This is a genomic window from Sulfurimonas hongkongensis (assembly GCF_000445475.1).
Classification (GTDB): Bacteria; Campylobacterota; Campylobacteria; order Campylobacterales; family Sulfurimonadaceae; genus Sulfurimonas; species Sulfurimonas hongkongensis.
Genome location: NZ_AUPZ01000013.1, coordinates 137,488 through 163,693, shown reverse-complemented (window position 1 = coordinate 163,693; position 26,206 = coordinate 137,488). Strand labels below are relative to the sequence as shown.

Below are 26,206 nucleotides of genomic sequence, written 5' to 3'. Positions count from 1 at the left end.
GTTTACTCTCCTATATCTTCATTCCAAAGTTCTGGGTTTGTTTTGATGAAGTTTTGCATCAAAGAGTAGCACTCTTTGTCATCTAAAACCTCCACTTCTACGCCACTTGAGCGTAAATGCTCCTCAGGACCTTGAAATGTTTTGTTTTCACCTATGACAACTTTAGGAATCTTATATAAAAGTGCGGCTCCGCTACACATAAAGCAAGGTGAAAGTGTAGAGTAGAGCGTTGCCTTTTTATAGTCTGAGGCTGATAATCTTCCAGCATTCTCAAGACAGTCCATCTCAGCGTGAAGAATTGCACTGCCATCTTGAACCCGTTTGTTATGACCACGACCTACAATTTTGTCATCAATAACTAGAACTGAACCTATTGGGATTCCACCCTCTTTGAGACTCTTTTTTGCTTCTTCTAGGGCTATTTGTAAAAATTTATTCATCTTTGCGTCCTATATTTTACAGTTGTTAAAGAATTGTACTACAAAAATGTTAAAGTTATTTTATGTTTTAATTATTAGCAAAGTGCTATAATAGGTAACATTATGAGTACATGTTATTTTAATTTTAGAAAAAAATCTCTTATCTAAGGAACATAAATAGTGGACAAAATAGATATAAATAAAAAGCCGACTCTTTTATTAGTTGATGATATGACAACAAACTTACTGCTTTTAAATGATTTGTTAAAAGATGAGTACGAAGTTAAAGTTGCCAAAAATGGAAAAAAAGCTATTGAGATTGCGCTTAGTGATATGGGGGTAGATTTGATACTCTTAGATATTATGATGCCAGAGATGGATGGCTATGAAGTTTGTAAGATTTTGAAAAACAATGAACAAACTAAAAATATTCCCATCATCTTTGTAACTGCAAAAGATAGTCAAGAAGATGAAGAGTATGGCTTAAACTTAGGGGCTATAGACTATATAACGAAACCTTTTAAAAAAACTATTGTAAAACTAAGAGTGAGAAATCATATAGAGTTAAAGCTTAAAAGTGACATATTAGAAGAGTTGTCTATGTATGATGGCTTGACACATATTCCAAACAGAAGGTACTTTGATGAGATGTTTGAGAGACGATATAAAGAGGCTCTGCGTCAAAGTGAAGATTTGACAGTAATTATGATAGATATTGATTTTTTTAAGCCTTATAATGATAATTATGGACATGGAAAAGGTGATGAAGCACTTAGAAAGGTAGCTATTGCTCTAAAGGATACTCTAAAAAGACCAAACGATTTTATAGCAAGGTATGGTGGAGAGGAGTTTGTAGTCCTTCTTAACAATTTACCGCAAGAAAATATCTCAATAGTCGCTAATGAACTCTTAGATGCAGTAAGAAATTTAAACATAGAACATCTATATTCAAAAGTTCAAAATAAAATAACTATTAGTTTGGGAATCTTTCATAAATCAGAAGATTTAAATATAGAAAAAGATGAGATACTATCATCTGCTGATGGGCTACTGTATGAAGCAAAAGAGAGTGGCAGAAATAAGTTTTGCTCAAATAACGAGGCTTTAGTATATGAAAAACAAATTTAAAGCCATATTTGACGCCCAACACAACATAGTTTTAGTGACTAAAGGCGGAAAAAGGCTTACAGAGGCAAACCAAGCATTTTTAGATTTTTTTGGCTATGAAAATATAAAAGAATTTATGACTCATAATAACTGTGTGTGCGAACATTTTATCGAAGAAAAAGGCTACTTAAAGACTAATATGGGAGCTTTAAATTGGATAGAGTATATCTTTAGTAATCCAGAAAAAAAACATCTCGTAAAGATGAAAAAAGAGAATGAGATATATACTTTTAAAGTTTTTGCTCAAAAAATAACAGAAAATTACTTTACTAAAGATGAAATAGTAGTAACTTTTATAGATATAACTAAAGAGCTAAAACAAAAACAGTTGCTAGAAAAAAACACAAGTTTAAATCAGGTTCTCTTAGATAATGGTGCTGTAGCTATTTTGTTGGCATCTTCAAAAAGAGAAATTATTGAATTAAATAAAAGAGCTTGTGAAATGTTTGGCTTTGAAAAAGATGAGTTAATAGGTAAAAGCTTCGAAATTATACATGCCTCATCTAGTTCTTTTAGAGAGTTTACGAGTGAGTATAAAAAACTAATAGACTCAAATATAACAAATATAGAGTATAAATTCAAAACAAAAGATAACAGAATTATCTGGTGTGAAGTTTTTGGAACTCCACTAGATAGAGATGATTTAAATAAAGGCGTCATCTGGAGTTTGATAGATATAACACAAAAAAAATCTGCACAGAGTGAGCTAGAAATAGAGAGAAAGCTCTTCTCTGGAGGTCCTGTTGTGGTTGTAGAGTGGGAGCCAAGCGAGAATTGGCCTATAAACTATATCTCTCAAAATTCTAAGTCAGTTTTAGGTTTTTCAAAAGATGAGATGCTAAGTAGAGATTTTGTATTTTCAGATCTGATTCATAGGGATGATATATCAAGGATAACTAAAGAAGTAAGTAACTATATCTCAAACGGTGCAAATGTTTATGAGCAATCTTATCGATTAAAACTAAAGAGTGGCAAGTATAGATGGTTTTATGATTTTACGCAACTTCTAAGAGATAGCAAAGGCGATGTTGTTGCCATTCGCGGATATATTTTTGATCAAACTCAGCTTAAAGAGACAAAGAAGCTTCTTTATAATGAAAAAAAGAGGTTAGAAAATATCATAGATGGTACCAATATCGGTACTTGGGAATACAATATCCAAACTGGAGATGTTGACGTTAATGAGAAATGGGCTAGCATGATAGGTTATACTATCAGTGAACTCTCCCCCTTAAGCATAGATACTTGGAATAAGTTAACTCATTCTGATGACCTAATACAGAGTAATAAAAAACTTATGGAGTGTCTTGAGAAAAAAAGTGATTTTTATGAATCAAAATGTAGATTGAAACACAAAGATGGTCATTGGGTTTGGGTGCTTGATAGAGGAAAGGTTATAGAGTGGGATAGAGATAAAAAAGCTCTTAAGATGGCTGGAACTCATAGCTTTATAGACAATGAAGAGAGATTAAAACTAGAGGTATTGCAAAGTAAAGAGATGCTACAAGAGCTTTTTGATAACATGAAAAGCGGAGTGGCTATATATGAAGCTTATAATGATGGAGAAGATTTTGTATTTAAAGATATAAATAAAGCCTCACTGATTATGGATAACTTAGCAAAAGAAGATGCCATAGGTAAGAGAGTTACTGAAGTTTTTCCAATGGTCAAAAAGATGGGTCTTTTTGATATTTTTAAGAGAGTCTATGAAACAGGCATCTCAGAATATCATCCTATATCTTTTTATGAAGATGAAAAGCTTAGTGTCTATAGAGAGAATTTTGTTTATAGAATCTCTACTAAAGAAGTTATAGCTATATATAATGATGAAACCCAAAAAGTTTTAGACAAGATAGAACTTGAAAAAAGTGCTAAAAAGGCAGAACTAGCAAACGAAGCAAAGAGTCGATTTTTAGCAAATATGAGTCATGAGATAAGAACTCCGATGAATGCTATCATAGGTTTAAGTGAGCTTATGCAAGATACAAGCTTAGATACAAAGCAACAAGATTTAATATCTAAGATAAGTGGATCTTCAAAAATGCTTCTTGGTATTATAAATGATATTTTGGACTACTCCAAGATAGAAGCAGGGCACCTTAAGCTTGAGTTAGAAGCTTTTGAGTTAGAAAATATTTTTATGAGACTTCGTGTGATATTTAGCGATAGTTTTGAGAAAAAAGGCTTAGAACTTTGCTTTTTAAGTAGGGCTGATGTTCCTAGTGTTATAGTCTCTGATGAGCTTAGAATAGCACAAGCCTTAACTAACTTTTTAAGTAATGCGTACAAGTTTACAGAAGAAGGCAGTATCAAAGTCTCTGTAGAGCTAAAGCAAAAGCTAAGCCCAACAAAAGCACTTCTTTGTTTTAGTGTAGAAGATGAGGGCATAGGAATGAACAAAGAGCAACTCTCTAAGCTCTTTAAAGCTTTTGTTCAGGCTGATGCTTCAACAACAAGAAAGTATGGAGGAACTGGACTAGGACTTGTAATTTCAAAAAAAATTATAGAAGCGATGGGCGGGAGAGTTGAGGTTGATAGTAAAGAAGGAGTTGGGAGTAGGTTTAGTTTTGAGATAGAAGTTGAGGTTAAAGAGTGGCAAGAGGAGTCTAATAAAAAAGACAGAGATTTTAAAGTAGTGGCTTTTGATGATATTTTAAAAAAGCATGAAAAAATCTTAGAGCTACCAGATTTAAGCGGACTCAAAATCTTGCTTGTTGAAGATAATAAAATAAATCAAGAAGTAGCAACGATGATGCTGCAAAGAGTAGGTATAGAAGTATTTGTAGCTCAAAATGGACAAGAAGCTGTATATGAATACAAAGAGTATCAAGATGATTATGACTTGATACTTATGGATATGCAGATGCCAATCATGGGTGGAGAAGAAGCAACAAGGCTTATAAGAGAGTTTGATAAGGTTGTCCCAATAGTAGCATTAACCGCAGCTTCAACCATAGAAGATAGGCAAAAAGCCTTAGATGCAACTATGAATGAGCATCTATCAAAGCCTATTGATTCAGATAAACTCTACTTAATAATCAAAGAGCTTTGTAAAGATAAGATTTTTAAAAACTCAAGTGGAGCCATAATCTTAGATAAAGATTTTTTGCAAAATTCCATTGGTTCAGAGAAACTCTCAAAAAGGATACTTGTTAAATTTAAAGAGCAGTTAGATAGTGAGTTTAAAGATATAGTTTTAAAGCTAAAGATCAAAGATGAAGAAGCTAAAATGGATATTCATGCACTAAGGGGAATGAGTGGAAATTTAGGTGCTAAAGCACTTAGTGAGATTTGTAAAAAGATAGAAGAGTCATTTGATCTGGGTATAAAAAGTAGTGACATAAAAAATCTTGAGACCATACTAAGTAAGACTAAAGATGAGCTAACTAGATTGACACAAGAAGAAATAGAGATAGAGATAAGTAGTATAAAAGATACAAAAGAGTGTAAAGAGGAGCTTATAAAGCTAAAAGAGTTGCTTTTTGAATCATCCGTAATTGATGATGTTTTTTTTAACAACATCTACCTATTTTTAAAAGATAAAGTAACACAAGACAGACTCAAAGAGTTAAAAGATAGTGTGCAAGATTTAGAGTATGATAGAGCTATAGAAGTTGTGGAGAGTTTGCTAAAAGAGAGTACCTAGCTCTGAGAGTGTGAAATAACTTTAGTTTCTCTTGGAAGTGGGACTTCTAGGAACGCTAACCCGTGGCGTTCTCCACGATGAGTCCCGCAAAATAGGCGGAGACTGAAGCCTCACTTCCGAGTTATTCACACCCTCTATAGAGTTAGGGGATTTTTTTAAACTAAACCTTGCTCTATCATAGCATCAGCTACTTTTTTAAAGCCTGCAATATTTGCACCTAGAACTAAGTTTGTAGGTTCTCCAAACTCAGCGGCGGTTTGGCTTGCACTATTATAGATATTTTTCATGATTTGAGCTAATCTTTCATCCACTTCTTCAAAAGTCCAATTTACCATAGATGCATTTTGTGCCATCTCTAACTGACTAGTTGAGACTCCACCAGCATTTGCAGCTTTACCAGGACCATAACAGATTTTTGACTCTACAAAAAGATCAACTGCTTCAGGAGTAGATGGCATATTTGCACCCTCACTCACACAAAAACAACCATTCTCAAGAAGGTTTTTTGCATCATTTAGGTTTAACTCATTTTGCGTAGCACTTGGAAATGCTGCATAACACTCAATATTGTAAACACCATTACAACCCTCAGGATACTCTTCTGATGGAGTGTACTTTGCGTGAGGTCTATGTTTTACATACTCAGTTAATCTTTGTCTGCTTGCCTCCTTTAGCTCTTTTAAAAGTACTAAATCAATACCTTCTGAGTCATAAACCATACCGTTTGAGTCACTACAAGTTACAGGAATAGCACCTAGATGATAAAGTTTTTCTATAGTATAGATAGCGACATTTCCACTACCAGAGACCACACATCTTTTCCCTTCAAGACTCTCACCTCTAGCTTCTAACATATACTTTGCAAAATAGACGGCGCCATAGCCAGTAGCCTCAGTTCTAACTAGTGAACCACCCCAATTTATGGATTTTCCAGTTAAGATGCCCTCATATCTGTTAGCAAGTTTTTTATACATTCCAAACATATATCCAATCTCTCTAGCACCAACACCGATATCCCCAGCAGGAACATCAGTATTTGCACCAATATGTCTAAATAATTCACTCATAAATGCTTGGCAGAATCTCATAATTTCGTTGTCTGACTTGCCTTTAGGGTCAAAGTCACTTCCACCTTTACCGCCACCAATTTGAAGGCCAGTTAAGGCATTTTTAAAAATTTGCTCGAAGCCTAAAAACTTAATAACTCCCGCAGTTACACTTGGGTGAAATCTTAGTCCACCTTTGTAAGGTCCTAGTGCCGAGTTAAATTCTATACGATAGCCTTTGTTTACTTGGATCTCGCCATTATCATCAACCCAGTTAACACGAAAAAGTATTTGTCTCTCAGGTTCGACAATTCTCTCTATAATCTTGTGTTTTCTATATTTTGGGTATTTGAGCATTAAAGGTCGTAGCGATTCTAGTACCTCTTCTGCTGCTTGATAAAACTCTTTTTGATAAGGGCTTGATCTCTTTAAGTATTCAAAAACTTCTTTAACATATGGCATTTTTATTCCTTTGTAATAAAATGAGTATAGATATTACTCTAAAAATATTTAAGAACATGTAAAGGTAGTGCGTTATGGGCGATATTTTGAAAATTTATTATTATTTAAGTAGAGGTTTATTTTTATATGTGTTAAATAATTGTCTTCTAAAAGAGAGTAGTGAAGTTACTACTCTTGTGTTAAAGATATGATTCTATATCCAACTCCATATATGCTCTCTAATGAGTTTGCAGGTAATTTTTTTCTAAGTTTTGAAACTAATTTTCTAATATTTTGGATATCTAAGCTCTCTTGTAATTCTTCGTATTTTTTTGCTATATCTTCATTTGAGTATATTTTACCAATTTTACTGCTTAGTAGTTGCATAAAAATAATCTCATACTTTGTTAAGTAAATCGTCTTGCCATTTTCTATAAGAGAGCTGTTTACTCTGTCAAAAACAACATCAGTGCTTAGTTGAATATTTGGAGAAACTGCTTGACTGCTCGTTGGAGTTTGGTTGGCCTTTTTTGAACTGTTTAGTAAAGCTCTTAGTAGCTCTTGATAGTCAATGGGTTTTTTTACAAACTGTTCGATACCTAAGTTTATGAGTGGAAGAAGATATTTTGTATCGTCATGTGCTGATAATATGATAAGGAGTTGAGAAGGATTTATCTCATAGAGTTTAGAAGTTAGCTCAACGCCATTTATGTTTGGCATCTGAATATCGCTTAGGACTATATCGTAGTAACTAGAAGTCTCCTCTTGGTACTCTTTATATTTTAATAAAGCACTTTTTCCATCGCTTACACTATCTACTCTTTTAAAAAAACTTTTAAGTATTTCAGTTGTACTTTGCCTTAAGTCATCATGGTCTTCTGCAAATAATATAGATAGATTTTTAGTATATTTTAGTATCTCTTTGGAATTTAACATTTCAATATCCAGTTTAAAGTTAGTTTAGAAGATATTAGTATATCTTTAATTGAGTGTAATTTCAATAAATAACGCTACAATTCTAACAATTAAAAAACAATGGAAACTATTATGTTACAAATTGTTATTGTAAGATTGAGAGTTACGCTTAGTTTCGTAGAAAGAATGATGGTAAAATTTAGTCGCATGATGTGGTCTATAAATATTTGAAAAAGAGTAAGAGATGAAGATAATAATAAATGGAAATAAAAAAGAGTTTAAGAGTGATATGACTCTCTTAGAAATACTAAAAGAACTCTCTTTAGAGGATAAAGTTATGGCAGCGGCTCTAAATACACAGATAGTAAAACAAAATGAGTGGGATAGTTGCGTTATAAAGGATTTAGATAAGCTAGAACTTTTGGATTTTGTGGGTGGAGGCTGATTCTATCGCTACAACTGCAATAGCGTAGTCGCCATCATGAGTTATAGAAAGAGAGGTGTCTGTTATATGGAATGCATCGATGAGTCTTTGAGATAACTCTAATTTTGGTGCGCCTTTTTGTGTCTTTGAGATAGTAATATCTTTAAATGCACAATCTTTACCAATACCTACTCCAAGAGCTTTTGAGAGAGCCTCTTTTGCAGCCCAAAAACCAGCGGCAGTTTTGTAGTTTAAAGCAAGTTCTATCTCAGGGGGGGATAAAAATCTCTCTAGTGCCTTTTGTCCGAACTTCTCCATAAGTCTTTGCATCCTAGAAATCTGTATAAGATCAATTCCAATCATTTTAAACCCCAATATAAATTATTTGCGATTATAGCATATTGGAGTTGCCTAAATCACCTTTAAAACACATAATAATACCAATATTAATATGTTCTTTTCTATCAGTATGTTATAAATAGCAAGCTTACAATTGGAGATTGAATTAAAATGTCTCAAAAAAATTTTAAAAAACTTTTTACAATATATTTCATTATATTTGGAACTTTGATCTCTATCTTTAGTGGAGTAATCTCATATAATATTCAACTAAATAGTTTTAAAGATGAGTTAGATACTAAAGCAGATGAGATTATGGTTATAAAAAAGTTTCTTATCTTAAAAGAAGAAGTTGATAACTTTGATAGTATCATAAAGAGCCTCTCTAAGAGTACTGCACTTATAGAGTTTGTAAAGCATAAAGATAGAGATAAACTTTTAAAAGTTGAAGATCTATTTTTAACCATTGCAAATATGAATAGAGATATTATGCAGTTAAGATTTATAAACAAAAGCGGAATGGAAATTATCAGAATAAACAAGCAAAACCGATATGATGAAGCCTCGCTAATACCTAGAGATAAACTTCAAAACAAAGCTAGTAGAGACTACTTTCAAGTTGTCTCTTCTATGAAAGATGAAAAAGTTTGGCACTCTAAGTTTGACTTAAATGTGGAGCATGGAAAAGTAGAACTACCATACAAGCCAACTATAAGAATAGCTCTACCGCTTTTTGATGAATTTCAAAGATTTCAGGGAATGCTGATGGTAAATCTGCTTACAAAAAACCTACTTGATTCCATCAGCAAGTCTTCTACATTTGAGCATTATATAGTTGATAAATATGGAAACTATATAATCCATCCAAATCAAAGATACTCTTTTAACAAATACACAGGGATACAAAGAGCCATCACAAAAGACTTTCCTAAAAATGCTTCAAATATACTCTCAAGACAAGAATCATTTGAAAATAACTATGTATATAAACTAAATGATGTTATCAAAAATGAAGATGAAGCGATTTTAATAATGAGACCAAAAGAGGAGTATCAAGAACAGTTTTTAAGTGACAGAATACTCTCTACCATCGACATTATTATCTTAAGTATCTTAGCGAGTGTTTTGATGGCTTTTTTTGCTTCAAAAAAACCATCAGAGTTGCAAACGGCCCTCTTTGTAGCAAACAGAGAGTTAAAAAGATTTGCATCTATTTTAGATAAGTATGTGGTTAGTGCAAGAGTCAAAAAAGATAGTACTATAGCCGAAGTTAGTAGTGCTTTTGAAGTCTCTAGCGGTTACTCAAAGGAAGAGCTTATAGGAAAACCTATGAGTATTATCCGCCATAGTGATACTCCTTTATCACTCTACACGGAGCTTTGGCAAAACCTGTTAAACGATAAAGCTTGGGATGGGGAGATTAAAAACAAAAAGAAAGATGGGAGTGATTTTTGGCTGGAGCAACACATAGTAGCAGTTAAAGATGAGCAAGGCGAGATAGAGTCTTTTTTGTCGATTAGCCAAGATATCACGCTTAAAAAAGAGTTAGAAGTGCTTTCTTCTATAGATAAACTCACAGGCATCTTAAACAGAAGAAAACTTGATGAATTTTTGGACTATGAGGTAGAGATTGCAAAAAGACATAAACATAACTTGTCATTAATCATCGTAGATATAGATCATTTTAAAAAGGTAAATGATATTCATGGACACCAGGTTGGAGATGTAGTTTTATTTGAAGTGACTAAGATGATCTCAAACCTTGTTAGAAAGTCTGATATCTTTGGGAGATTTGGAGGAGAGGAGTTTTTGATAATCTGCCCACATACAACACAAGATGAGGCCCTTATCTTATCTCAAAAGTTAAAAGAAGAAGTCTCAAGCTACCACTTTAACAAAGTTGGTTACAAAACTATAAGTTTAGGAATAGCACAATTAACAGATGATGATGACGCTCAAAGTCTTGTTAAAAAAGCAGATATAGCACTATATGAAGCTAAAAATGGAGGAAGAAACAGAGCTGTCATATATAGCATTTCATAGATAATCTTACAAGGAAGTATTTGAAGTTGATAGGAATCAAGGCTATCTTTTTTAAATCATACTAAAATTGTCCTAATTAAAAATTAAGTAGGAAAATATTATGAAATCACTCTTTTTTAGAATGCGCTCTATCCATATTAGTGCGTTTATTCTTTTACCCATTAACGCATTCTTTTTTACTGAAAACTTCATTGGAGCCACTGTTCAGTACTTAGTAGCAATTATTTTAATCATTCATGACTTTGATGAAAAAAAATGGGGTGTTGATCTAAGTCGTAAAATAAATAACTCTCTAGAATCTATGGATCTCTCAAAAGAAATCGAGATAGATACTCGTTTTAATTCTGAATCTTCAACTATGTTAAATGCAGTTATATTTTTTAAAAATAAAATTAAAACTGCAATCTTAGGATTTCAAGAGCAATCAAAAACACATGATGAGATTTCTTCAAAACTTCAAGATATTGTCTCTTTTTTAAATGCACAAACACAAAAAGAGAGAAAAATAATAGAAGCAAGTGCAAAAAATGCAGATAATATGAACTTGATTTTTGAAGATATCAACGAAAATGCACAACTAAGTAAAGAAGAGATGCAGCAAATTGATAATTATTTAGGAGACACACAAACAAATATAGTCTCTCTTGGGCAGAAGATACAAAGCAGTGTAGAAAAAGAGACTTCTTTAGCCGAAGAGTTAAATCGTCTTAGCCAAGATGCACAAAAAACAAAAGATGTTCTATCTGTTATCGATGATATAGCCGATCAAACTAACCTTTTAGCACTAAATGCTGCGATTGAAGCAGCAAGAGCAGGAGAGCATGGAAGAGGATTTGCAGTAGTTGCAGATGAAGTAAGACTATTGGCTGAAAAAACTCAAACAAGTCTAGGTGAAATCAATATAATTATAACTGCCGTTGTTGATTCTATTCAAATAATAAGTACTCAAATGAATGACAATGCGAAAGAGATTTACGAGTTACAAAATGTATCTAGTTCAGCAAATGAAGTTATAAAGAAACTCATCACAGTTTCTGGTAAAAATATAAAGCTGTCAAATAATATAGCTAAAAAGTCTTTAGAAGTAAAAGAGGAGACAAAAGAGGTTATGGACTCATCGAAGCAGATTGAAGTTATTTTTAATGAGAACTCTCAACAAATAGAAGAAGTAAGAAAAATCGCAAATACTCTTCACAGTTGGGGTGTTGGTTTAAGAGAAAAATTAAATGAGTTTAAGATTTAAAAAATATAAACTGCTGTAAAGCAGATAGAAGATTTTATATAGTTTAGAATAACATTTAACTATCTATGTGCTACAATATTGCAATACCAAAAAAAGGAGTTTCGTTATGCAAATATTTAGTAAACACATAAGATTATCTCTTGTTGCGCTAAGTTTGTTGTTAGTTACACCTGTAATGGCTCAAAACTCGGGGCGTGACATGCCCACTTTTGAGAGCTTTGATTTAAACAATGATGGCACACTTACAGAGAGTGAGATGAAAGAGGCAAGAAAAATAAGGGCAAAAGAACGCCAAGAAGAAGGCAGAATGCAAAGGAGTGTAAAAAGCCACTATGAATTTTCAAGAATTGACTCAAACGAAGATGGCGTAGTCAGTAAAAAAGAGTTTGAAGATCATCAAACTAGAAGAAGGAGATAATAATTTTGGCATGCTCTTTTTGCATGCCAATCTACTATAAAACACAATAACTACTCCCTGCTATGACTTCTTACTACTGTTAAGAAGTTGTCAAGAAAACTAACATAAATAATTAACACAATCATTTTATACTTCTAACATATACAAATAAAGGAAGAAAAAATGAAACTCATACTTACTCTGTTTCTCTTTTTAAATATCTCTTCTGCTTCGGTTGTGGATGAGTATTTAAACACTCTTGCAAAAGAGGCAAAAATTGAAAATCCAAGTTTTAGTGGATTTGATTTAAAAAGAGGCGAGGAGATTTTTACCTCAAAACATATCGGGAAAAAAGGCAAAGAGGTCTCATGTGTATCTTGTCATGGAGACGATTTAAGCAAAGCTAGTAAGAATTACTTTACTGCAAAAGAGATTGAACCGCTCTCTCCTAAAGCAAACCCAAAAAGGTTTAGTGAAGTCAAAACTATCGAGAAATGGTTAAGAAGAAACTTCAATGATGTCTATAACCGTGAGGGAACAATCCAAGAAAAAGGCGATGTAGTAACATACATCATCAACAAATAAGGAGTCAAAGATGAAGCCATTAATTTTATTAGCAGCACTAGCGAGTGTAGTTTTAGCAGCAAGTTACGATAAAAAAGGTGTTGCTGTGGCAACGGACAAGCTATATGTAAAAGAGTGCGGCTCGTGCCACTTTGCATATCAACCCGGTCTTCTTCCATCAAACTCTTGGCAGAAGATGATGTCAAATCTCGAAAATCACTTCGGCTCTGATGCCTCTTTGGCAAAAGAGGATTTTGATTATATTAGTAAGTATTTAAATAAAAACAGTGCTGAGAAGTTTATGAATTATAAAAGAAGTTCTAGAGTTGTAAATAGCCTAAGAGAGGGAGAAATTCCGGACTCTATATCAAAGACCCCATATATGATTGAAAAGCACAAAGATATAAGAGAGAATCTTATAACACAAGAAGAGGTAAAAGGGATATTTAACTGCACCGCATGTCATACCACAGTGCAAAAAGGTATATATAGCGAGAGAGATATCATGATTCCAAATTATGGAAGATGGGAAGATTAAGGAGATACTACAATGAAGTCTTATATATGGTCACTTCCTACTAGAGTCTTTCACTGGCTCTTTGTAGTGCTAATTTTACTTGCTTTTTTAACGGATGATGATAAGCTACTAAATTATCATGCGATTATCGGTTATGGAATTTTAACTCTTTTGGTTTTTAGATTTTTTTGGGGCTATCTTGGTCCGAAAAACTCTAGATTTAAAGATTTTCCAATGGCTCTTAGAGATATAAAAGAGTTTATATCAAATATTTTTAGCTCTAAACAGAAGTATGTAGGACACAATCCTATTGCATCTTATGTGATGATTGGTATATTTATAGTTGTTTTTCTTACTATAATTACAGGTATATTAACATTTGGTATTCAAGAGGGAAAAGGGTTGCTCTCATCGTTAAATAGCGGCTTTTTTAAAGAGATGGAACTCTTTGAAGATATACATGAGTTTTTATCTAGCATTTTAATTGCCCTGATAGTTCTGCATCTGCTGGGTATCTTAAGCGATAGAGTCCTTCATGCAAAACATGAGACGCTAAACTCTATATTTAGCGGTTACAAGGTGACAAAAGAGGATGAGAGTATTAAGCTAACTATTTTTCAAAAACTTTTAGCTGCGCTATTTCTGGCTATATTTATTGCTTTTTTGCTCTTTAACCTCATAACCCCTTCCAACCCACTGATTGTTTCAAGTCACAAGGGCGTGGATTATAAAAAACAAAATGAGCTTTTTGTTAAAGAGTGTGCCTCATGCCACACACTCTATCCACCGCATACGCTGCCAAAAAGGTCATGGATAGCTTTAATGAGTGATTTAGAGAACCATTTTGAAGATGATGCTTCCTTGGATGAAGAAGATAACAAAAACATTTTAGATTTTTTACTAAAAAATAGTGCTGAGACCTCAACGCAAGAGGTAAGTGTTAAGATTTTGAATTCGATAAAAAATAAAGATATAATAGCAATAACCCACACAGATTTCTTCAAAACTAGGCATAAAGATATTTCAAAAGAAGTTTTTGCACATGCTGATGTAAAAAGCAGAGCAAACTGCAAAGCATGTCATAGTGATATAGAAAAAGGATTGATTGAAGATGATAAAATTAAAAATATTCGTGCTTTTATGTAGTCTGTTTCTCTCCTTTTCACTTTTGGCAGATGATTATGAACATAAACAAAATAAAAACCATATCTATAAAAATCTAGACTATCTAAACCTCAGCAAAGATCAATATAAAGAGATAAAAGAGATATTGATAGATTATAGAAAAGAGTATGAAAAATTTTATAAGAAAAAAGCCAAAAGAGAAAAAGAGCTTCAAGAGCTTATAAGAGAAAAGAAGTTTGACAAAGAGAAGTATGAAAACATTGCACAAGATATACACCAAGAGGCTCTTGAGTTAGAGATTGACACTCTAGAAGAGATTCACTCTATATTATCAGCCTCACAGCGGAAAAAATTTTCATACTATTTGTGGGAGTGGAGAGTTGAATAGAAGAGTTTTGCTTATAGAAGATGACCTGCAGATGCAAAGTTTGATAGCGGAGTACTTAAAGAAGTACAACTTTACCTGCAATGCCTTTGCACACCCGCTTGATGCAATAGAGGAGCTTAAGAAGAGCAGCTCTTACGCTATTGTTATTTTAGATTTAATGCTTCCCTATATTGACGGCTTTGATGTTTTAAAGCGTATTAAAAGCATCTCTGATATTCCGGTTATCATCTCTTCTGCAAGAGGAGATATTGGAAACAAGATACATGGTTTTGATTTGGGTGCTGATGACTATTTGGCAAAGCCTTATGAGCCAAGAGAGCTAGTTTTAAGGATAGAGCATATACTAAAAAAGTCTCTAGAGTCCAAAATGACAATAGGAGAGTTTACTATTGATAAGGCAAACAGAGAGGTTCTTTTAGATAACTACTCAATCGAGTTTACAAAAATTGAGTTTGAAATATTTATATTTTTAGTAGAAAACAGAAATAAAATATCCTCAAGAGAGCAGATTTTAAATGCAACCTCGCTAGATGAAAACACAAAAAACAGAACAATCGATACCCACATAAGTAACATAAGAAACAAGATAGGCGACGACCCCAAAGAGCCAAAATATATCAAGTCCGTCTGGGGCATTGGCTATAAGTTTATGAGCTAATATGTCAATAATTAAAAAAATATCGATACTCTTTTTAATAAGCTTTACTCTTATGAGCATTATAGGGTTTTGGATTGACACCATAAACTCCAAACGAATAGATGACCTTATAAAAGATAAATATCTAAAAATTTCAAACGAGATATTTCAAAACATTGACAATAAAGACAGAGTCGAGAGTCTGATAAACAAATATGATTTAAAAAGAGTTGATGCTCAAGATAAAAAAAACAGAGAGCTTCTCTACTATGAAAAACACACTTTTGGTTTTATCTCTATAAAAAAGGCCTCTTTTGAAGATGAGTTTATTATAGAGATAAACTTTCTTGATGAAAACTATACGCTCAAGACTCCGGATGAGGAGAATATAAATGACAAACTAAAGCTAAATGCTCTTATTTTTTTAGACATAATTGTTTTGTTCCTAATATTTTTGTATCTACTTAAACTTCTCTCTCCACTTAAAAAAATCACAAAAAAGATTGAGAATTTCTCAAGCGGAAATTTTAACAGCAGGATAGATATAGTCTCAAATGATGAGATGGGAACACTCTCAAAAGCTTTTAATACAATGGCAGCATCTCTAGAGGGGTTAATAAAAAGCAGGGAGGAGCTACTGCGAGATATAGGGCATGAGCTAAGAACTCCAATAGCAAAAGGAAAATTTCTCATCCAAAAGATAGAAGATAGTGAGCAAAAAGAGTTGTTAGAAAAGATATTCTCAGATTTGGAGGTTTTAACAAGTGAGCTAATAGAGTTAGAGAAGCTAAACTCTACAGAGCTAAATATCTCAACTTTTAGTGCTGAGACACTTATAACAGAAGCACTCAGCAAGTTATATATAGAGAAGGAGTCAAACATCACACTCCTAATTGAAGAGGATTTTAAAATAGATGCCGATTTGCACTATCTCTCAATTGCAATTAAAAACTTACTAGATAATGCACTAAAATATGCCACCGAATTGCCAATTACCATAAGAGCTTCAAAGCAGAAATTATATGTTATCAACAGAGGCAAAAAACTCTCAAAAGAGTTTGAGTATTACCTAGAACCGTTTACACAAGAGCTCTCACAAAGAGATGGCTTTGGACTTGGTCTTAGTATTGTCAGCAAAATCATAAATAAGCACAACTTTTCCTTGAGCTATTTTCATAAAAATGAAGAAAACATTTTTTGCTTAGACTTTTCCTAACGACAATAAGCCCCTAATACAGAGCTTTAACAAAGCTTGCTTACTGAACTACAAACTCAGTAAAGTAGATACCTTTAATGCGACCATCTGAAATCATTGCATTTAGTGTATCCATAATTTGGTCACTTATTTTTTGCTTGCCCTTTTTAGAAGAGATCTCTTCTAATGACTTTGATGTTAGTATTCTAATGACTCTATCTCTTATAACTGGAGATTTGTTGTCCAACTCTATGCTTAGCTCTTTGCCTTCTAACTCTAGTGACATCGTAACTTTGAGGTATCTGCGGCCTGAGTCGCTCTTTAAGTTTACTGTAAATGTGTCTAGTGGGTATAAAATACCTATATCATCTAATTTTCTTGAGTCACTGTAATTATTCGAAGTTTGTCTAGTTTGTGGTGCTCTTTTTTCACTAGCTTGCGGTGCTACCTTATCGTTTAGAGGTGCGTTATCATCACCAATAAGCATAAAGGCTACTATAGCACCAACGATAATAATCAGTACCAAGACAACAATGATAACTATTATCAACATATTACTAGATTTTTTTTCTGTAACTTGATCTTGAGTGTTTTCTTCTTCTGCCATACTCTTCCCTTAAAAGTTATTTTGCTAGTATATCGCAATATCAAAAATAATTATTAATTATCATTACTATTGTTTAAATCTTTTAGAGGTAAAAACTCATATGCTTCTGCATTGTAGTATTTTATTTCTCCAGTTTCTATATCATAAAGCCACCCATGAATAGAGAGTTCTGATGCTTCAAAAGCTTTTTTTACTAATGGATATGTTAAAAGATTTTCTAACTGTTTCATAACGGAGAGTTTTTCTGTAAGTCTATAAAGCTGTTTTTTGTCGGCATTAGTGCCAAGGCTTAGTATCGCATTCATTTTGGCACTCTTTCCAAGTTCAAGCCATTTTTTCGTATGGATCAGAGATGGATCATTTATCTCTTTATACAGACTGCTGATGGCTCCACAATGAGTGTGCCCACAGATAATAATCTTTTTAACATTTAAAACGCCAACCGCATACTCAATGCCAGAGGCGGTGGCGTGATAATCTTCATCAGGCTTGTATGGAGGAACAAAGTTTCCTACATTTCTGATAACAAACAAGTCTCCAGGATCTGATTGAATCATCAAGTCTGGGATTACTCTAGAGTCAGAACAGCCAATAAAAAGAGCTTTTGGGCTCTGTCCGCTTGTAACTAATTTTAGTAGTGACTCTTTGTTTTCTTTAAAATATTCCTTGAAAAGTTCGTTGCCATGGGCATGCTCTTCTAAGTTCATCTATCAAATACACTTTGTAATCTCTAAAGCTTTTATTATCTCTTCAAAGATACTCCCAGCTTCACGATTATTATCATCATGGTATTCTATTACTAAAACTTCTCTCCCTCCAGAGATACTTGTAGTGTAAGTTTCAGGTTGTTTTTTATGTTTTTTAATTATATTTGCAACACAGTAGTTTACCTGCTCTTTCTCTTCATTGCCCTTATAAGCCAATGATAGCCTAGAAAATCTCTCTTCGCTTCTGAATTCAGCATCTATCATCGATATCCTTTATATATATGTCTTGAAATTATAGTCAATATAGTTTTAAAAATCTATCAACAAGCTAAAAATCAATACCATTCTATAAGTTTTGTTACTTCATCTACTATAAAAACTTTGAGGCTACTCTTCTCAAGAGGTTTTTTTGCTACTAATGCTTTTGTGATATTTTGCATTTTAGCCTCTTTTAATCTTACATCAAGACCATAAACATCCCTTACATCTCCCACTAGTGAGACCTCTCCAATAAACACAGTCTCTTTTGATATCGCACGATTTTTGAAACTACTGATGATGGCAGCTAAGACTGCTAAATCTGCACTAGTCTCACTTATCTTTATACCTCCAGTTATATTTATAAAAACATCATAACCAGAGAGTGGGATCTCTAGCTTTCTCTCTAGAAGTGCTAAGAGCATATTTAATCTGTTAGTATCAAATCCTGTGGCTTGTCTTTTTGAGTTTGGAGTATGTGATTCAGAGACAAGGGCTTGGACTTCAAGTATGATAGGGCGTGAGCCTTCCATAACTACAGTCAAAGCTGAGCCCGCTTGCTGGGAATTTCGGTTAAAAAACCTAGATGCCACATCAGTAGCTGATACTAAGCCATCACCTCTCATCTCAAAAACACCTATCTCACTTGTTGGTCCAAAGCGGTTTTTAAAACCTCTTAGGATGCGTAGCTCTTGAGATGAATCACCTTCAAAATAAAGCACAGTATCGACCATATGCTCTAATACCCTAGGACCTGCAATTGAGCCCTCCTTTGTGATGTGGCCAATGATGAAAATCGCAATATCCTTCTCTTTTGCTACTCTCATAAGTTCAAAAGTAATTTGCCTTACTTGTGTTACTGAACCGGGTGCCGAAGTGATATTTTCAGAGTAGATGGTTTGGATGGAGTCGATGATAAGAAACTCATAAGCTCTATGTTCGAGTTCAAGCAAAATCTGCTCTAATCTAATCTCACTAAGAAGATAAAGGGTGTTTTCATTTGATTTTAAACGATTTGCACGCAGTTTTATTTGCGAGGCTGACTCTTCTCCTGTTACATAGAGAACATTTTTAGAACAAGACGCAATATTTGAGGCTATCTTTAGAAGTAGGGTAGACTTACCAACTCCCGGACTTCCTCCGATGAGAGTAAGTGAGCCTGGAACTATTCCGCCACCTAAAACACCATCAAGCTCAATATCTAAAGAGCTATATCTATAGACTTCATCTTCTATGATGTCGTTTATACTTATAGCTTTTGAAGCTTGATTTGAGCTAGTTTTTGTTTTCTTTACAACCTCTTGTTGATGCTCATTAAGTTCAACAAAAGAGTCCCACGCAGCACAGTTAGTGCATTTTCCCATCCACTTTGGAGTTGTTAGTCCACAATGTTGACACTCAAAGAGAATCTTTTTTTTAGCCATATTTATTGCCTTAATTTTACTTTGTCACGACACTTGTGTCTCTTTTATTTTATAATGATAAAGTATGATAGTTAAGAATAAAAAAAGAAGTTAAAAATATGGCAAAATGTCATATAAAAGAAGAAACTATGCAGTTTCTTCTACAAAAATAGCATCTAAAAGAGTATCTACAAACTCATACTTGTCAAATGGAATGAAATCTTCACTCTTCTCACCAGTTCCAACAAACAAAATAGGAAGTTCTAGTGCATAAGCTATGGAGAAAACAGAGCCACCTTTTGCTGTTCCATCTAGCTTTGTGATGATGATGCCATCTACGCCTATCATCTCATTAAACGCTTTTGCTTGTGAAATAGCGGAGTTTCCTTGCGTTCCATCAAGCACTAAGATGGTTCTATGCGGCGAAGAAGGGTGAGCTTTATCGCAGATTCTTTTTATCTTTTTAAGCTCATTTGCCAGGTTTGTTTGAGTGTGAAGTCTCCCCGCTGTATCGATGATAACATTGTCAAAATTTTTGGACTTTGCAGAGTCTATAGTGTCGTAGGCTACTGCCGAAGAATCATGCCCTTGAGCAGATGCAACTATAGAAACACCTATCTTTTTTGCCCAAAGAGTTAGTTGTTCAATCGCAGCTGCACGAAAAGTATCACCAGCACCGAGGATAACTTTTTTGCCTTCGTTTTTGTATTTAAGGGCTAGCTTTGAGATGGTTGTTGTTTTTCCTGCACCATTTACTCCAACTATAAGTTCAACAAAAGGAGCCGTAAATTCTGGCTCTTTGTAACTTGTGTATGCAAGGGTTGCTAGGAGTTTTGAGCGGAGTATATCTCTTGTTATTTTCTCTTGATAGGTTTCATTTAGAATTTTCTCTATTAGCTCGTACTCAACATCAGCTTCAAGCAAAATATCTTCTATCTCATCTTTTGAAAAAGTTAATTTTTTCTTTGGTACTACGCTTTTTATGGCATCAGCAGTCTTAGATAGAGAGTTCTTGATAAAGCCAAACATCTTTTTAAATCCTTACTTATTTATAGCAAGTTTGATATCGCTCTCTATAAGTTCTTCTTCTATTGAGCCTATGAAATGATTTATATATTTACCATCTTTATATAGTGCCATCACAGGGATTGGGTATCTATCTCCAAGCTTTAGTTCATTTACTATAGTGTCAGCTAAGCGGCGATTTTGATCAGAGTTTACAAGAGTATAGTTTGCGTTGTATTCATTTCTAAAGTCTAGTAGCTTAGAGTTTTCTATTGCCTCTTCTATAGAGATGCCAATAACAATAAGGTCATCTTTATACTTTTCTTGAAGTGAGGTTAGATGAGTCGCAGCTCCACGACATGGTGGACACCAAGTAGCAAAAATATCAAAAAGAACAACTTTGCCCTCTGCACCCTTTAGAATAAAGTCAGAACCCTCCTTTTTTACAACATACTGTTTGTTGTCAAGTGCAGTTAAAACAAACTCATTTTTTGAAATTAGACTGTTTGCATCTTTAGCTATTTCATCGCTTTTAGTTTTATCATCGCTACATGCAACGAAAAAGAGTGCTGATGTTAAAAGAAGTGAGGTGATAGTTTTTTTAAACATTTATAGTGCCTTTGTTGAATTATTATTGTAAAATATACGAAATTATAACCGAAAGATTTTATATGTGTCTTACAAAATCAACTTTTAGACAAAATTGTATCAAAAAGATGAAGAATGCCCCAAGGTCAAATAGATACTATAGGGATGCAATAATAAATAAACGACTATTAAAAGAGATAAAGAGACTAAAACCGAAGTCAATTTTGTTTTACTATCCACTTGAATTTGAAGCAGATATAAGAAAAACACTCTTAAGAGTTCGTAAAGTTTGTGATGTTTATGTGCCATTTATGCAAGATAAAAGTTTTAAAGTAGTACCATTTAGATTACCGCTAAAGAGAAAGAATTTTGGTATTTACGAAGCGGGAAATACACTAAGAAATATAAATAAAATTGATATAGCCATAGTACCTGCGGTTGGGGTTGATGGTAACTTACAAAGAATAGGTTTTGGAAAAGGGATGTATGATCGTTTTTTTGAAAAGTTAAAAAAGAAACCATATACTATCTTTGTGCAACCAGACATTTGTTTTACAAAAGAGTTTATATGTGATGAATATGACATTGCATGTGATTTACTATTAACGCCAAAAATTATAAAAAGACGGAGAACTAGGGGCTAAAAGAACAGGAAAAAAAATGTTTAATGAGATACTAATAGGTGGCTCCGTTGCCACTATAAGTGGTCTTTTTGGTTTTTTTATCTCTAAGAAAATTACTCATGCAAACTTTGATATTTTTGTTGATAAAGCAAAAGCAAAAGCTGGTGCTATAGAAAATGAAGCGCAGCACCTTCTACATAAGTCAAACTTAAGAGCTAAAGAGATTGAGTTTGAAGCTAAAAAAGAGTTTGATAGTGCAAAAGAGCGAGCAAAAGCTCACTTGGCTCAACGAGAAGATGATGTTATAAAAAAAGAACAGAGTTTTAAGAGATATAAACAAAATGAAGAGAAAAGACTTCGTGATGAGGTAAGAGTTTTAGAGGCCAAAAAGATAGACTTAGATAGAAATGAAAAGTCACTAGAGGCACTAAAGAAGCGGTATGAAGAGAAGATTGATGAAGCACTTCATGCTATAGAAAATAGTGCAGGAATGACTCAAAATGAAGCTAAAAAGGTTTTACTAGAGAGTATAGAAGAGAAGAGTCGTGCCGATGTTGCGCATATAGTTAGACGCTATGAAAATGAAGCAAAAGTTGAGGCTAAGAAAAAAGCAAATTATATTTTAGCTCAAGCTACAAGTAGGTTTGCAGGTGAGTTTGCATCAGAGAGGCTCACTAATCTTGTTCACTTAGAAGATGATGAACTAAAAGGTCGCATCATAGGAAAAGAGGGCAGAAATATAAAAGCGTTGGAGATGCTTCTTGGTGTTGATATTATTATAGATGATACACCAAATGCTATTTTAGTTAGTAGTTTTAACCTATACCGCAGAGCAATAGCAACAAAAACACTACAACTTCTTATAGAAGATGGAAGGATTCAGCCAGCTAGAATAGAAGAGATTTTTGAAAAAGTCTCAGAAGAGTTTGAAGACAAAATACTAAGTGAAGGTGAAGAGCTTATCTCTGATATGGATGTAGGAGCTATGCACCCTGAACTGATTAAACTGATCGGAAAGCTAAGATATAGAGCTAGTTATGGACAAAATGCACTAGCACATACTATAGAAGTGGCACACTTGGCTGGGATTATGACATCAGAGATGGGCGGAGATGCAAGACTTGCAAAAAGAGCAGGCTTGCTTCATGATATTGGAAAATCTTTAACCCATGAGTGTGATGGAAATCATGTTGACTTAGGTGTTGAAGTTTGTAACCGCTACAATGAACATAGTGTGGTTATAAATGCTATTTATGCCCATCATGGATATGAAGATATGAACTCTATAGAGTGTGCGGCAGTTTGTGCAGCAGATGCACTCTCAGCTGCAAGACCAGGAGCTAGACGAGAAGTTTTAGAGAGTTTTCTAAAAAGAGTTACTCTTATAGAGGAGATAGCATCAGGATTTTCTGGAGTTAGACAAGCATATGCAATAAATGCAGGTCGTGAAGTAAGAGTCATTGTAAATGCTACCTTAGTCAATGATGATGAGTCTGTGCTTATCTCAAAAGAGATTGCAAAAGAGATAGAAGAGAAGGTACAATATCCCGGAGAAATAAAGGTAAATGTTATCAGAGAGAGTCGTGCTGTAGAGTATGCTAAGTAGAGCTAAAACTTCTAGTAGGTTGTTTAACTTGAACTACCGTGAATTTATAGTAGTCTATACTCTATATTATGTTTTTTTAGCTCCTCTTCAAACATAGTAAAGTACTCTCTAACCTCATTCTCATCATAACCACTCAAAGATAACTCAACATTTGGTTTTTTATCTATAAATATAGGGAGTGACGATAGCTCTATATGTGCTGGTATGAGACTCATTTGAGATATAAGAGTCTCTTCGCTCGTTTTTGCAAGAAGTGTTAGTCTATACTTTAGAGCACTTTTAGAGAAAAATTTTGAGATAACATCGCTTATCATAGGGTGTGCCATCTCGGGAAAACCTGGAGTGAAGAAAAATCTATCCTCTAAAGAAAACCCTGACATATTATTTACAGGGTTAAAAAGTAGTTTAGAATTCTCTGGCAAATCTGCCATATGGACTCTATGTGGGTAAGCTCTTTCGCCAAACCTATCTAAGATATCTTTTTCAAACTCTTTGTGTCTTACTACAGGCTTTGAGGTAAAGATATCAGCCGCTATCTCTCTTGTAAGATCATCAGGCGTGCAACCAATACCACCAAACGAAAACATCACAGACTCTTTATCTGATTTTATAAGCTCAAAACAGTTTTGAAGTAGTTTTAACTCATCTCTTACAATGAAAGTTGCAAAGAGTTCATGTCCATATTTTTTTAATTCATCACGGACAAATTTAAAGTGTTTATCCTCTCTTCTAGCGTTAAGTATCTCAGTTCCAATAATAAGTGTATAAAAATTCATACTTTTTAGTATCCTTCTTCTGTATCATTTATCTCTGAATCATCATATGGATCCATATGTATGAGTGTGTGTACAATCTTATTGTCATCAAAAAGAGCTTTTATCTTTGCTTCGACTCTATCGGCTACTAGGTGAGCATCATATAAAGAAACACTTACATTAAAAACTGCATGAACTGAGATAAAGATATGTGAGCCAGAGATTCTAGTTTTTAAGTAGTGATAATCGTTTAGCTCTTCTGATTCTAAGACATCTTGAATCCTCTGTATATCTTCTTCTGGGAGTGCCACGTCTAAGAGCATTAAAATACCATCTTTAATGATGGGAATAGCAGAGTAGATCATATATAGAGCAATAAGAACTCCTAAAATAGGATCAATCAACTGCTCACCAGTATATGCAATAAGAGCTAAGGCTAAAAGAATTGCACCGTTTGAGAGAAGATCTGTTTTATAATGAAGTGCATCAGCTTTTATAACCATATTATTTGTTTTTTTAGCAACAAAGTTTAAAAATAAAACAAGCCCAAGAGTTATGATAAGTGAAGCTGCCATAACCCAGATACTGCTTTGCATAAATGACATCTCTCTAGGATGAGCAATCTTTACAAGGGCTTCATAGAGTATAAAAATAGCCGAAAAAGATATAATAGTTCCCTCAACCACAGCAGCGAGAGGTTCTAACTTGCTTTTTCCATAATTAAACTTATCATCAGGATTTTTCTCAGCAGTATTGAGTGCAAAGTAATTAAACATAGAAACAATGAGGTCTAAAAAACTATCAATAGCGGATGCTAAAACAGCAATAGAACCACTCAAAATTCCAACTGTCGTTTTCATTAAAACTAAAATAGCTGCAACTGTTGTTGAAACCACAGTAGCTTTTTTCTCTAAACGCATTAATATTCCTTAATTTTACTTTGTAAAATGAAGGAAACCCTTCACTTTATTTTGTCACGGTATCGGGAGTAATCCCGCTAACTACGCTAATACCCCAAGGGCACTTCCTTCGGCAGGAAGCCCTCGGCACTTGTGCCTCTTGTTATTTCCTCTGGCTCCCACGCTCTGCGTGGGAGTCTATATATAACACCTAAAAATATACATGAGTTCCAACGCGGAGCATTGGAATTAGCAAAGGGTTTCCTTCACTTTATTTTGTCATGCGATTTTGTATTACACTATTGTTCATTATAATTTTTGGTACAATTGTAACAAAAATTACTGATATAAAGATTGATATGAACCTAGATGAGATAAGAAAAGAGAGACAAAAATGGATGACATGGAAAAATATCAAACCACTTCGTGATGCTTTGGGTACTCTGCCTGATGGTAGCTTTGAGATTACATTAGGAGAAGCTATAAAGATAAGTTCAAATGAACCTTGTGATGTATATAGTGTTGCAAAGCTTTTGATGCCTTGGAGAAAAGGGCCTTTTGATGTTTGTGACACATTTATAGATGCTGAGTGGAAGAGTAATATCAAGTATAACCTGCTTAGAAAACATTTTGATTTAAAAAATAAGAGAGTTGCCGATATAGGATGTAACAATGGATATTATCTGTTTCGCATGCAAGAGGACAATCCAAAGACTCTAGTAGGCTTTGATCCATCACCTCTTTATAAGACGCAGTTTGATTTTATAAATCATTTTGTAAAGAGTGATATTGTTTATGAACTCTTGGGAGTTGAGCATCTGCCAGTTTACGAAGAGAAGTTTGATACCATCTTTTGTTTGGGTGTTTTGTACCATAGAAGTGATCCAATAGCAATGCTTAAGTCTCTTTATCGTGGGCTTGATAAGGAGGGTGAGGTTATTCTTGATACCTTTTATATCAAAGGTGATGAAGAGATGGCACTTTGTCCAAAATCATCTTATTCAAAGATACCAAATATCTACTTTGTTCCAACAATACCAGCTTTAAAAAACTGGTGCCACAGAGCTGGGTTTAGTAGCTTTGAGGTTTTGGAGACTATGCAAACAGACGCAAGTGAGCAGAGAAAAACTTCGTGGATAGAAGGGCAGTCATTGCAAGACTTTTTAGATCCAGAGGATAATACTAAAACTGTAGAGGGTTACGACGCACCTGCAAGAGTATATGTACGACTGATAAAATAAGATAAGGG

27 protein-coding genes are annotated in these 26,206 nt (G+C 33.9%); 15 read left to right on the top strand and 12 right to left on the bottom strand.

The window, feature by feature from the left end; translation table 11 throughout:
• Nucleotides 1–2: 2 nt before the first annotated feature.
• Nucleotides 3–440, bottom strand: coding sequence for a nucleoside deaminase (locus M947_RS21155; protein ID WP_021288152.1), 438 nt, complete (start codon nt 438–440; stop codon nt 3–5).
• A gap of 159 nt (nt 441–599) precedes the next feature.
• Here M947_RS21155 and M947_RS21150 point away from each other — a divergent pair, with 159 nt between their 5' ends.
• Nucleotides 600–1,547 (top strand): GGDEF domain-containing response regulator, encoded by a 948-nt coding sequence (locus M947_RS21150; RefSeq protein WP_021288151.1) that lies wholly within the window; start codon nt 600–602, stop codon nt 1,545–1,547.
• Entirely contained in the window at nt 1,531–5,232 is a 3,702-nt protein-coding gene (locus tag M947_RS23285) for a PAS domain-containing protein (RefSeq protein ID WP_021288150.1), read from the top strand. Before M947_RS21150 ends, M947_RS23285 begins: the two co-directional genes overlap by 17 nt.
• Before the next feature lie 155 nt (nt 5,233–5,387).
• On the opposite strand, the gene gdhA is transcribed toward M947_RS23285, so the two are convergent.
• Both gdhA and M947_RS21140 read right to left on the bottom strand, forming a co-directional pair.
• On the bottom strand, nt 5,388–6,740 hold the full coding sequence (gdhA, locus tag M947_RS21145) for an NADP-specific glutamate dehydrogenase (RefSeq protein WP_021288149.1): 1,353 nt from the start codon (nt 6,738–6,740) through the stop codon (nt 5,388–5,390).
• A 168-nt stretch (nt 6,741–6,908) separates the two neighbouring features.
• Nucleotides 6,909–7,655: a response regulator transcription factor gene (locus tag M947_RS21140; RefSeq protein WP_021288148.1), complete on the bottom strand. Its 747-nt coding sequence runs from the start codon at nt 7,653–7,655 to the stop codon at nt 6,909–6,911.
• A gap of 223 nt (nt 7,656–7,878) precedes the next feature.
• Here M947_RS21140 and thiS point away from each other — a divergent pair, with 223 nt between their 5' ends.
• On the top strand, nt 7,879–8,079 hold the full coding sequence (thiS, locus tag M947_RS21135; protein WP_021288147.1) for a sulfur carrier protein ThiS: 201 nt from the start codon (nt 7,879–7,881) through the stop codon (nt 8,077–8,079).
• On the opposite strand, the gene acpS is transcribed toward thiS, so the two are convergent.
• Entirely contained in the window at nt 8,047–8,421 is a 375-nt protein-coding gene (gene acpS, locus M947_RS21130) for a holo-ACP synthase (RefSeq protein WP_021288146.1), read from the bottom strand. The genes thiS and acpS overlap by 33 nt on opposite strands.
• A gap of 147 nt (nt 8,422–8,568) precedes the next feature.
• Here acpS and M947_RS21125 point away from each other — a divergent pair, with 147 nt between their 5' ends.
• The 9 genes from M947_RS21125 (at nt 8,569) to M947_RS21090 (ending at nt 16,527) form a co-directional block, all read left to right on the top strand.
• A complete protein-coding gene (locus M947_RS21125) occupies nt 8,569–10,440 on the top strand; it encodes a sensor domain-containing diguanylate cyclase (protein ID WP_021288145.1) in 1,872 nt (623 codons plus the stop codon).
• 100 nt (nt 10,441–10,540) lie between these two features.
• Nucleotides 10,541–11,683: a methyl-accepting chemotaxis protein gene (locus M947_RS21120; RefSeq protein ID WP_021288144.1), complete on the top strand. Its 1,143-nt coding sequence runs from the start codon at nt 10,541–10,543 to the stop codon at nt 11,681–11,683.
• A gap of 106 nt (nt 11,684–11,789) precedes the next feature.
• Nucleotides 11,790–12,101 (top strand): EF-hand domain-containing protein, encoded by a 312-nt coding sequence (locus M947_RS21115; RefSeq protein ID WP_021288143.1) that lies wholly within the window; start codon nt 11,790–11,792, stop codon nt 12,099–12,101.
• Nucleotides 12,102–12,263: 162 nt separating this feature from the next.
• Nucleotides 12,264–12,665, top strand: coding sequence for a DUF1924 domain-containing protein (locus M947_RS21110; protein ID WP_021288142.1), 402 nt, complete (start codon nt 12,264–12,266; stop codon nt 12,663–12,665).
• 10 nt (nt 12,666–12,675) lie between these two features.
• The gene (locus tag M947_RS21105) at nt 12,676–13,182 is read left to right on the top strand and encodes a diheme cytochrome c (protein ID WP_021288141.1); all 507 of its coding nucleotides are present in this window, start codon (nt 12,676–12,678) and stop codon (nt 13,180–13,182) included.
• Nucleotides 13,183–13,194: 12 nt separating this feature from the next.
• The gene (locus M947_RS23460) at nt 13,195–14,307 is read left to right on the top strand and encodes a cytochrome b/b6 domain-containing protein (RefSeq protein WP_021288140.1); all 1,113 of its coding nucleotides are present in this window, start codon (nt 13,195–13,197) and stop codon (nt 14,305–14,307) included.
• Entirely contained in the window at nt 14,273–14,674 is a 402-nt protein-coding gene (locus M947_RS21100; RefSeq protein WP_021288139.1) for a Spy/CpxP family protein refolding chaperone, read from the top strand. Before M947_RS23460 ends, M947_RS21100 begins: the two co-directional genes overlap by 35 nt.
• Nucleotides 14,667–15,332 carry a response regulator transcription factor gene (locus tag M947_RS21095; protein WP_021288138.1) on the top strand — a complete coding sequence of 222 codons (666 nt, stop codon included), beginning with the start codon at nt 14,667–14,669 and terminating at the stop codon, nt 15,330–15,332. Before M947_RS21100 ends, M947_RS21095 begins: the two co-directional genes overlap by 8 nt.
• A gap of 1 nt (nt 15,333) precedes the next feature.
• Nucleotides 15,334–16,527 carry an ArsS family sensor histidine kinase gene (locus M947_RS21090; protein WP_021288137.1) on the top strand — a complete coding sequence of 398 codons (1,194 nt, stop codon included), beginning with the start codon at nt 15,334–15,336 and terminating at the stop codon, nt 16,525–16,527.
• Between the two features lie 40 nt (nt 16,528–16,567).
• On the opposite strand, the gene fliL is transcribed toward M947_RS21090, so the two are convergent.
• The 6 genes from fliL to M947_RS21060 all read right to left on the bottom strand — a co-directional run bounded on the left by fliL (nt 16,568) and on the right by M947_RS21060 (nt 21,095).
• Nucleotides 16,568–17,113 carry a flagellar basal body-associated protein FliL gene (gene fliL / locus M947_RS21085; RefSeq protein ID WP_021288136.1) on the bottom strand — a complete coding sequence of 182 codons (546 nt, stop codon included), beginning with the start codon at nt 17,111–17,113 and terminating at the stop codon, nt 16,568–16,570.
• A 53-nt stretch (nt 17,114–17,166) separates the two neighbouring features.
• On the bottom strand, nt 17,167–17,820 hold the full coding sequence (locus M947_RS21080) for a carbonic anhydrase (RefSeq protein ID WP_021288135.1): 654 nt from the start codon (nt 17,818–17,820) through the stop codon (nt 17,167–17,169).
• Between the two features lie 3 nt (nt 17,821–17,823).
• On the bottom strand, nt 17,824–18,084 hold the full coding sequence (locus tag M947_RS21075; protein ID WP_021288134.1) for a hypothetical protein: 261 nt from the start codon (nt 18,082–18,084) through the stop codon (nt 17,824–17,826).
• A 71-nt stretch (nt 18,085–18,155) separates the two neighbouring features.
• The gene (radA, locus tag M947_RS21070) at nt 18,156–19,502 is read right to left on the bottom strand and encodes a DNA repair protein RadA (RefSeq protein WP_021288133.1); all 1,347 of its coding nucleotides are present in this window, start codon (nt 19,500–19,502) and stop codon (nt 18,156–18,158) included.
• Nucleotides 19,503–19,628: 126 nt separating this feature from the next.
• Nucleotides 19,629–20,510: a signal recognition particle-docking protein FtsY gene (ftsY, locus tag M947_RS21065; RefSeq protein WP_021288132.1), complete on the bottom strand. Its 882-nt coding sequence runs from the start codon at nt 20,508–20,510 to the stop codon at nt 19,629–19,631.
• Between the two features lie 12 nt (nt 20,511–20,522).
• Nucleotides 20,523–21,095: a TlpA family protein disulfide reductase gene (locus M947_RS21060; protein WP_021288131.1), complete on the bottom strand. Its 573-nt coding sequence runs from the start codon at nt 21,093–21,095 to the stop codon at nt 20,523–20,525.
• Nucleotides 21,096–21,157: 62 nt separating this feature from the next.
• Here M947_RS21060 and M947_RS21055 point away from each other — a divergent pair, with 62 nt between their 5' ends.
• Both M947_RS21055 and rny read left to right on the top strand, forming a co-directional pair.
• Nucleotides 21,158–21,718, top strand: coding sequence for a 5-formyltetrahydrofolate cyclo-ligase (locus M947_RS21055; RefSeq protein ID WP_021288130.1), 561 nt, complete (start codon nt 21,158–21,160; stop codon nt 21,716–21,718).
• A gap of 16 nt (nt 21,719–21,734) precedes the next feature.
• Nucleotides 21,735–23,303, top strand: coding sequence for a ribonuclease Y (gene rny, locus M947_RS21050; protein ID WP_021288129.1), 1,569 nt, complete (start codon nt 21,735–21,737; stop codon nt 23,301–23,303).
• Nucleotides 23,304–23,347: 44 nt separating this feature from the next.
• On the opposite strand, the gene M947_RS21045 is transcribed toward rny, so the two are convergent.
• Nucleotides 23,348–24,079 carry a competence/damage-inducible protein A gene (locus tag M947_RS21045; RefSeq protein ID WP_021288128.1) on the bottom strand — a complete coding sequence of 244 codons (732 nt, stop codon included), beginning with the start codon at nt 24,077–24,079 and terminating at the stop codon, nt 23,348–23,350.
• Nucleotides 24,080–24,084: 5 nt separating this feature from the next.
• Nucleotides 24,085–24,978, bottom strand: a complete 894-nt coding sequence (locus tag M947_RS21040) for a cation diffusion facilitator family transporter (protein WP_021288127.1) — start codon at nt 24,976–24,978, stop codon at nt 24,085–24,087.
• 338 nt (nt 24,979–25,316) lie between these two features.
• Here M947_RS21040 and cmoB point away from each other — a divergent pair, with 338 nt between their 5' ends.
• The gene (gene cmoB / locus M947_RS21035; RefSeq protein ID WP_021288126.1) at nt 25,317–26,198 is read left to right on the top strand and encodes a tRNA 5-methoxyuridine(34)/uridine 5-oxyacetic acid(34) synthase CmoB; all 882 of its coding nucleotides are present in this window, start codon (nt 25,317–25,319) and stop codon (nt 26,196–26,198) included.
• Nucleotides 26,199–26,206: the final 8 nt, after the last annotated feature.

Bases quoted from the DNA above. Each gene is read 5' to 3' on its own strand.
- M947_RS21155 (WP_021288152.1), bottom strand. From the start codon at position 440: ATGAATAAATTTTTACAAATAGCCCTAGAAGAAGCAAAAAAGAGTCTC.
- M947_RS23285 (WP_021288150.1), top strand. From the start codon at position 1,531: ATGAAAAACAAATTTAAAGCCATATTTGACGCCCAACACAACATAGTT.
- gdhA (WP_021288149.1), bottom strand. From the start codon at position 6,740: ATGCCATATGTTAAAGAAGTTTTTGAATACTTAAAGAGATCAAGCCCT.
- M947_RS21140 (WP_021288148.1), bottom strand. From the start codon at position 7,655: ATGTTAAATTCCAAAGAGATACTAAAATATACTAAAAATCTATCTATA.
- thiS (WP_021288147.1), top strand. From the start codon at position 7,879: ATGAAGATAATAATAAATGGAAATAAAAAAGAGTTTAAGAGTGATATG.
- acpS (WP_021288146.1), bottom strand. From the start codon at position 8,421: ATGATTGGAATTGATCTTATACAGATTTCTAGGATGCAAAGACTTATG.
- M947_RS21125 (WP_021288145.1), top strand. From the start codon at position 8,569: ATGTCTCAAAAAAATTTTAAAAAACTTTTTACAATATATTTCATTATA.
- M947_RS21120 (WP_021288144.1), top strand. From the start codon at position 10,541: ATGAAATCACTCTTTTTTAGAATGCGCTCTATCCATATTAGTGCGTTT.
- M947_RS21115 (WP_021288143.1), top strand. From the start codon at position 11,790: ATGCAAATATTTAGTAAACACATAAGATTATCTCTTGTTGCGCTAAGT.
- M947_RS21110 (WP_021288142.1), top strand. From the start codon at position 12,264: ATGAAACTCATACTTACTCTGTTTCTCTTTTTAAATATCTCTTCTGCT.
- M947_RS21105 (WP_021288141.1), top strand. From the start codon at position 12,676: ATGAAGCCATTAATTTTATTAGCAGCACTAGCGAGTGTAGTTTTAGCA.
- M947_RS23460 (WP_021288140.1), top strand. From the start codon at position 13,195: ATGAAGTCTTATATATGGTCACTTCCTACTAGAGTCTTTCACTGGCTC.
- M947_RS21100 (WP_021288139.1), top strand. From the start codon at position 14,273: ATGATAAAATTAAAAATATTCGTGCTTTTATGTAGTCTGTTTCTCTCC.
- M947_RS21090 (WP_021288137.1), top strand. From the start codon at position 15,334: ATGTCAATAATTAAAAAAATATCGATACTCTTTTTAATAAGCTTTACT.
- fliL (WP_021288136.1), bottom strand. From the start codon at position 17,113: ATGGCAGAAGAAGAAAACACTCAAGATCAAGTTACAGAAAAAAAATCT.
- M947_RS21080 (WP_021288135.1), bottom strand. From the start codon at position 17,820: ATGAACTTAGAAGAGCATGCCCATGGCAACGAACTTTTCAAGGAATAT.
- M947_RS21075 (WP_021288134.1), bottom strand. From the start codon at position 18,084: ATGATAGATGCTGAATTCAGAAGCGAAGAGAGATTTTCTAGGCTATCA.
- radA (WP_021288133.1), bottom strand. From the start codon at position 19,502: ATGGCTAAAAAAAAGATTCTCTTTGAGTGTCAACATTGTGGACTAACA.
- ftsY (WP_021288132.1), bottom strand. From the start codon at position 20,510: ATGTTTGGCTTTATCAAGAACTCTCTATCTAAGACTGCTGATGCCATA.
- M947_RS21060 (WP_021288131.1), bottom strand. From the start codon at position 21,095: ATGTTTAAAAAAACTATCACCTCACTTCTTTTAACATCAGCACTCTTT.
- M947_RS21055 (WP_021288130.1), top strand. From the start codon at position 21,158: ATGTGTCTTACAAAATCAACTTTTAGACAAAATTGTATCAAAAAGATG.
- rny (WP_021288129.1), top strand. From the start codon at position 21,735: ATGTTTAATGAGATACTAATAGGTGGCTCCGTTGCCACTATAAGTGGT.
- M947_RS21045 (WP_021288128.1), bottom strand. From the start codon at position 24,079: ATGAATTTTTATACACTTATTATTGGAACTGAGATACTTAACGCTAGA.
- M947_RS21040 (WP_021288127.1), bottom strand. From the start codon at position 24,978: ATGCGTTTAGAGAAAAAAGCTACTGTGGTTTCAACAACAGTTGCAGCT.
- cmoB (WP_021288126.1), top strand. From the start codon at position 25,317: ATGAACCTAGATGAGATAAGAAAAGAGAGACAAAAATGGATGACATGG.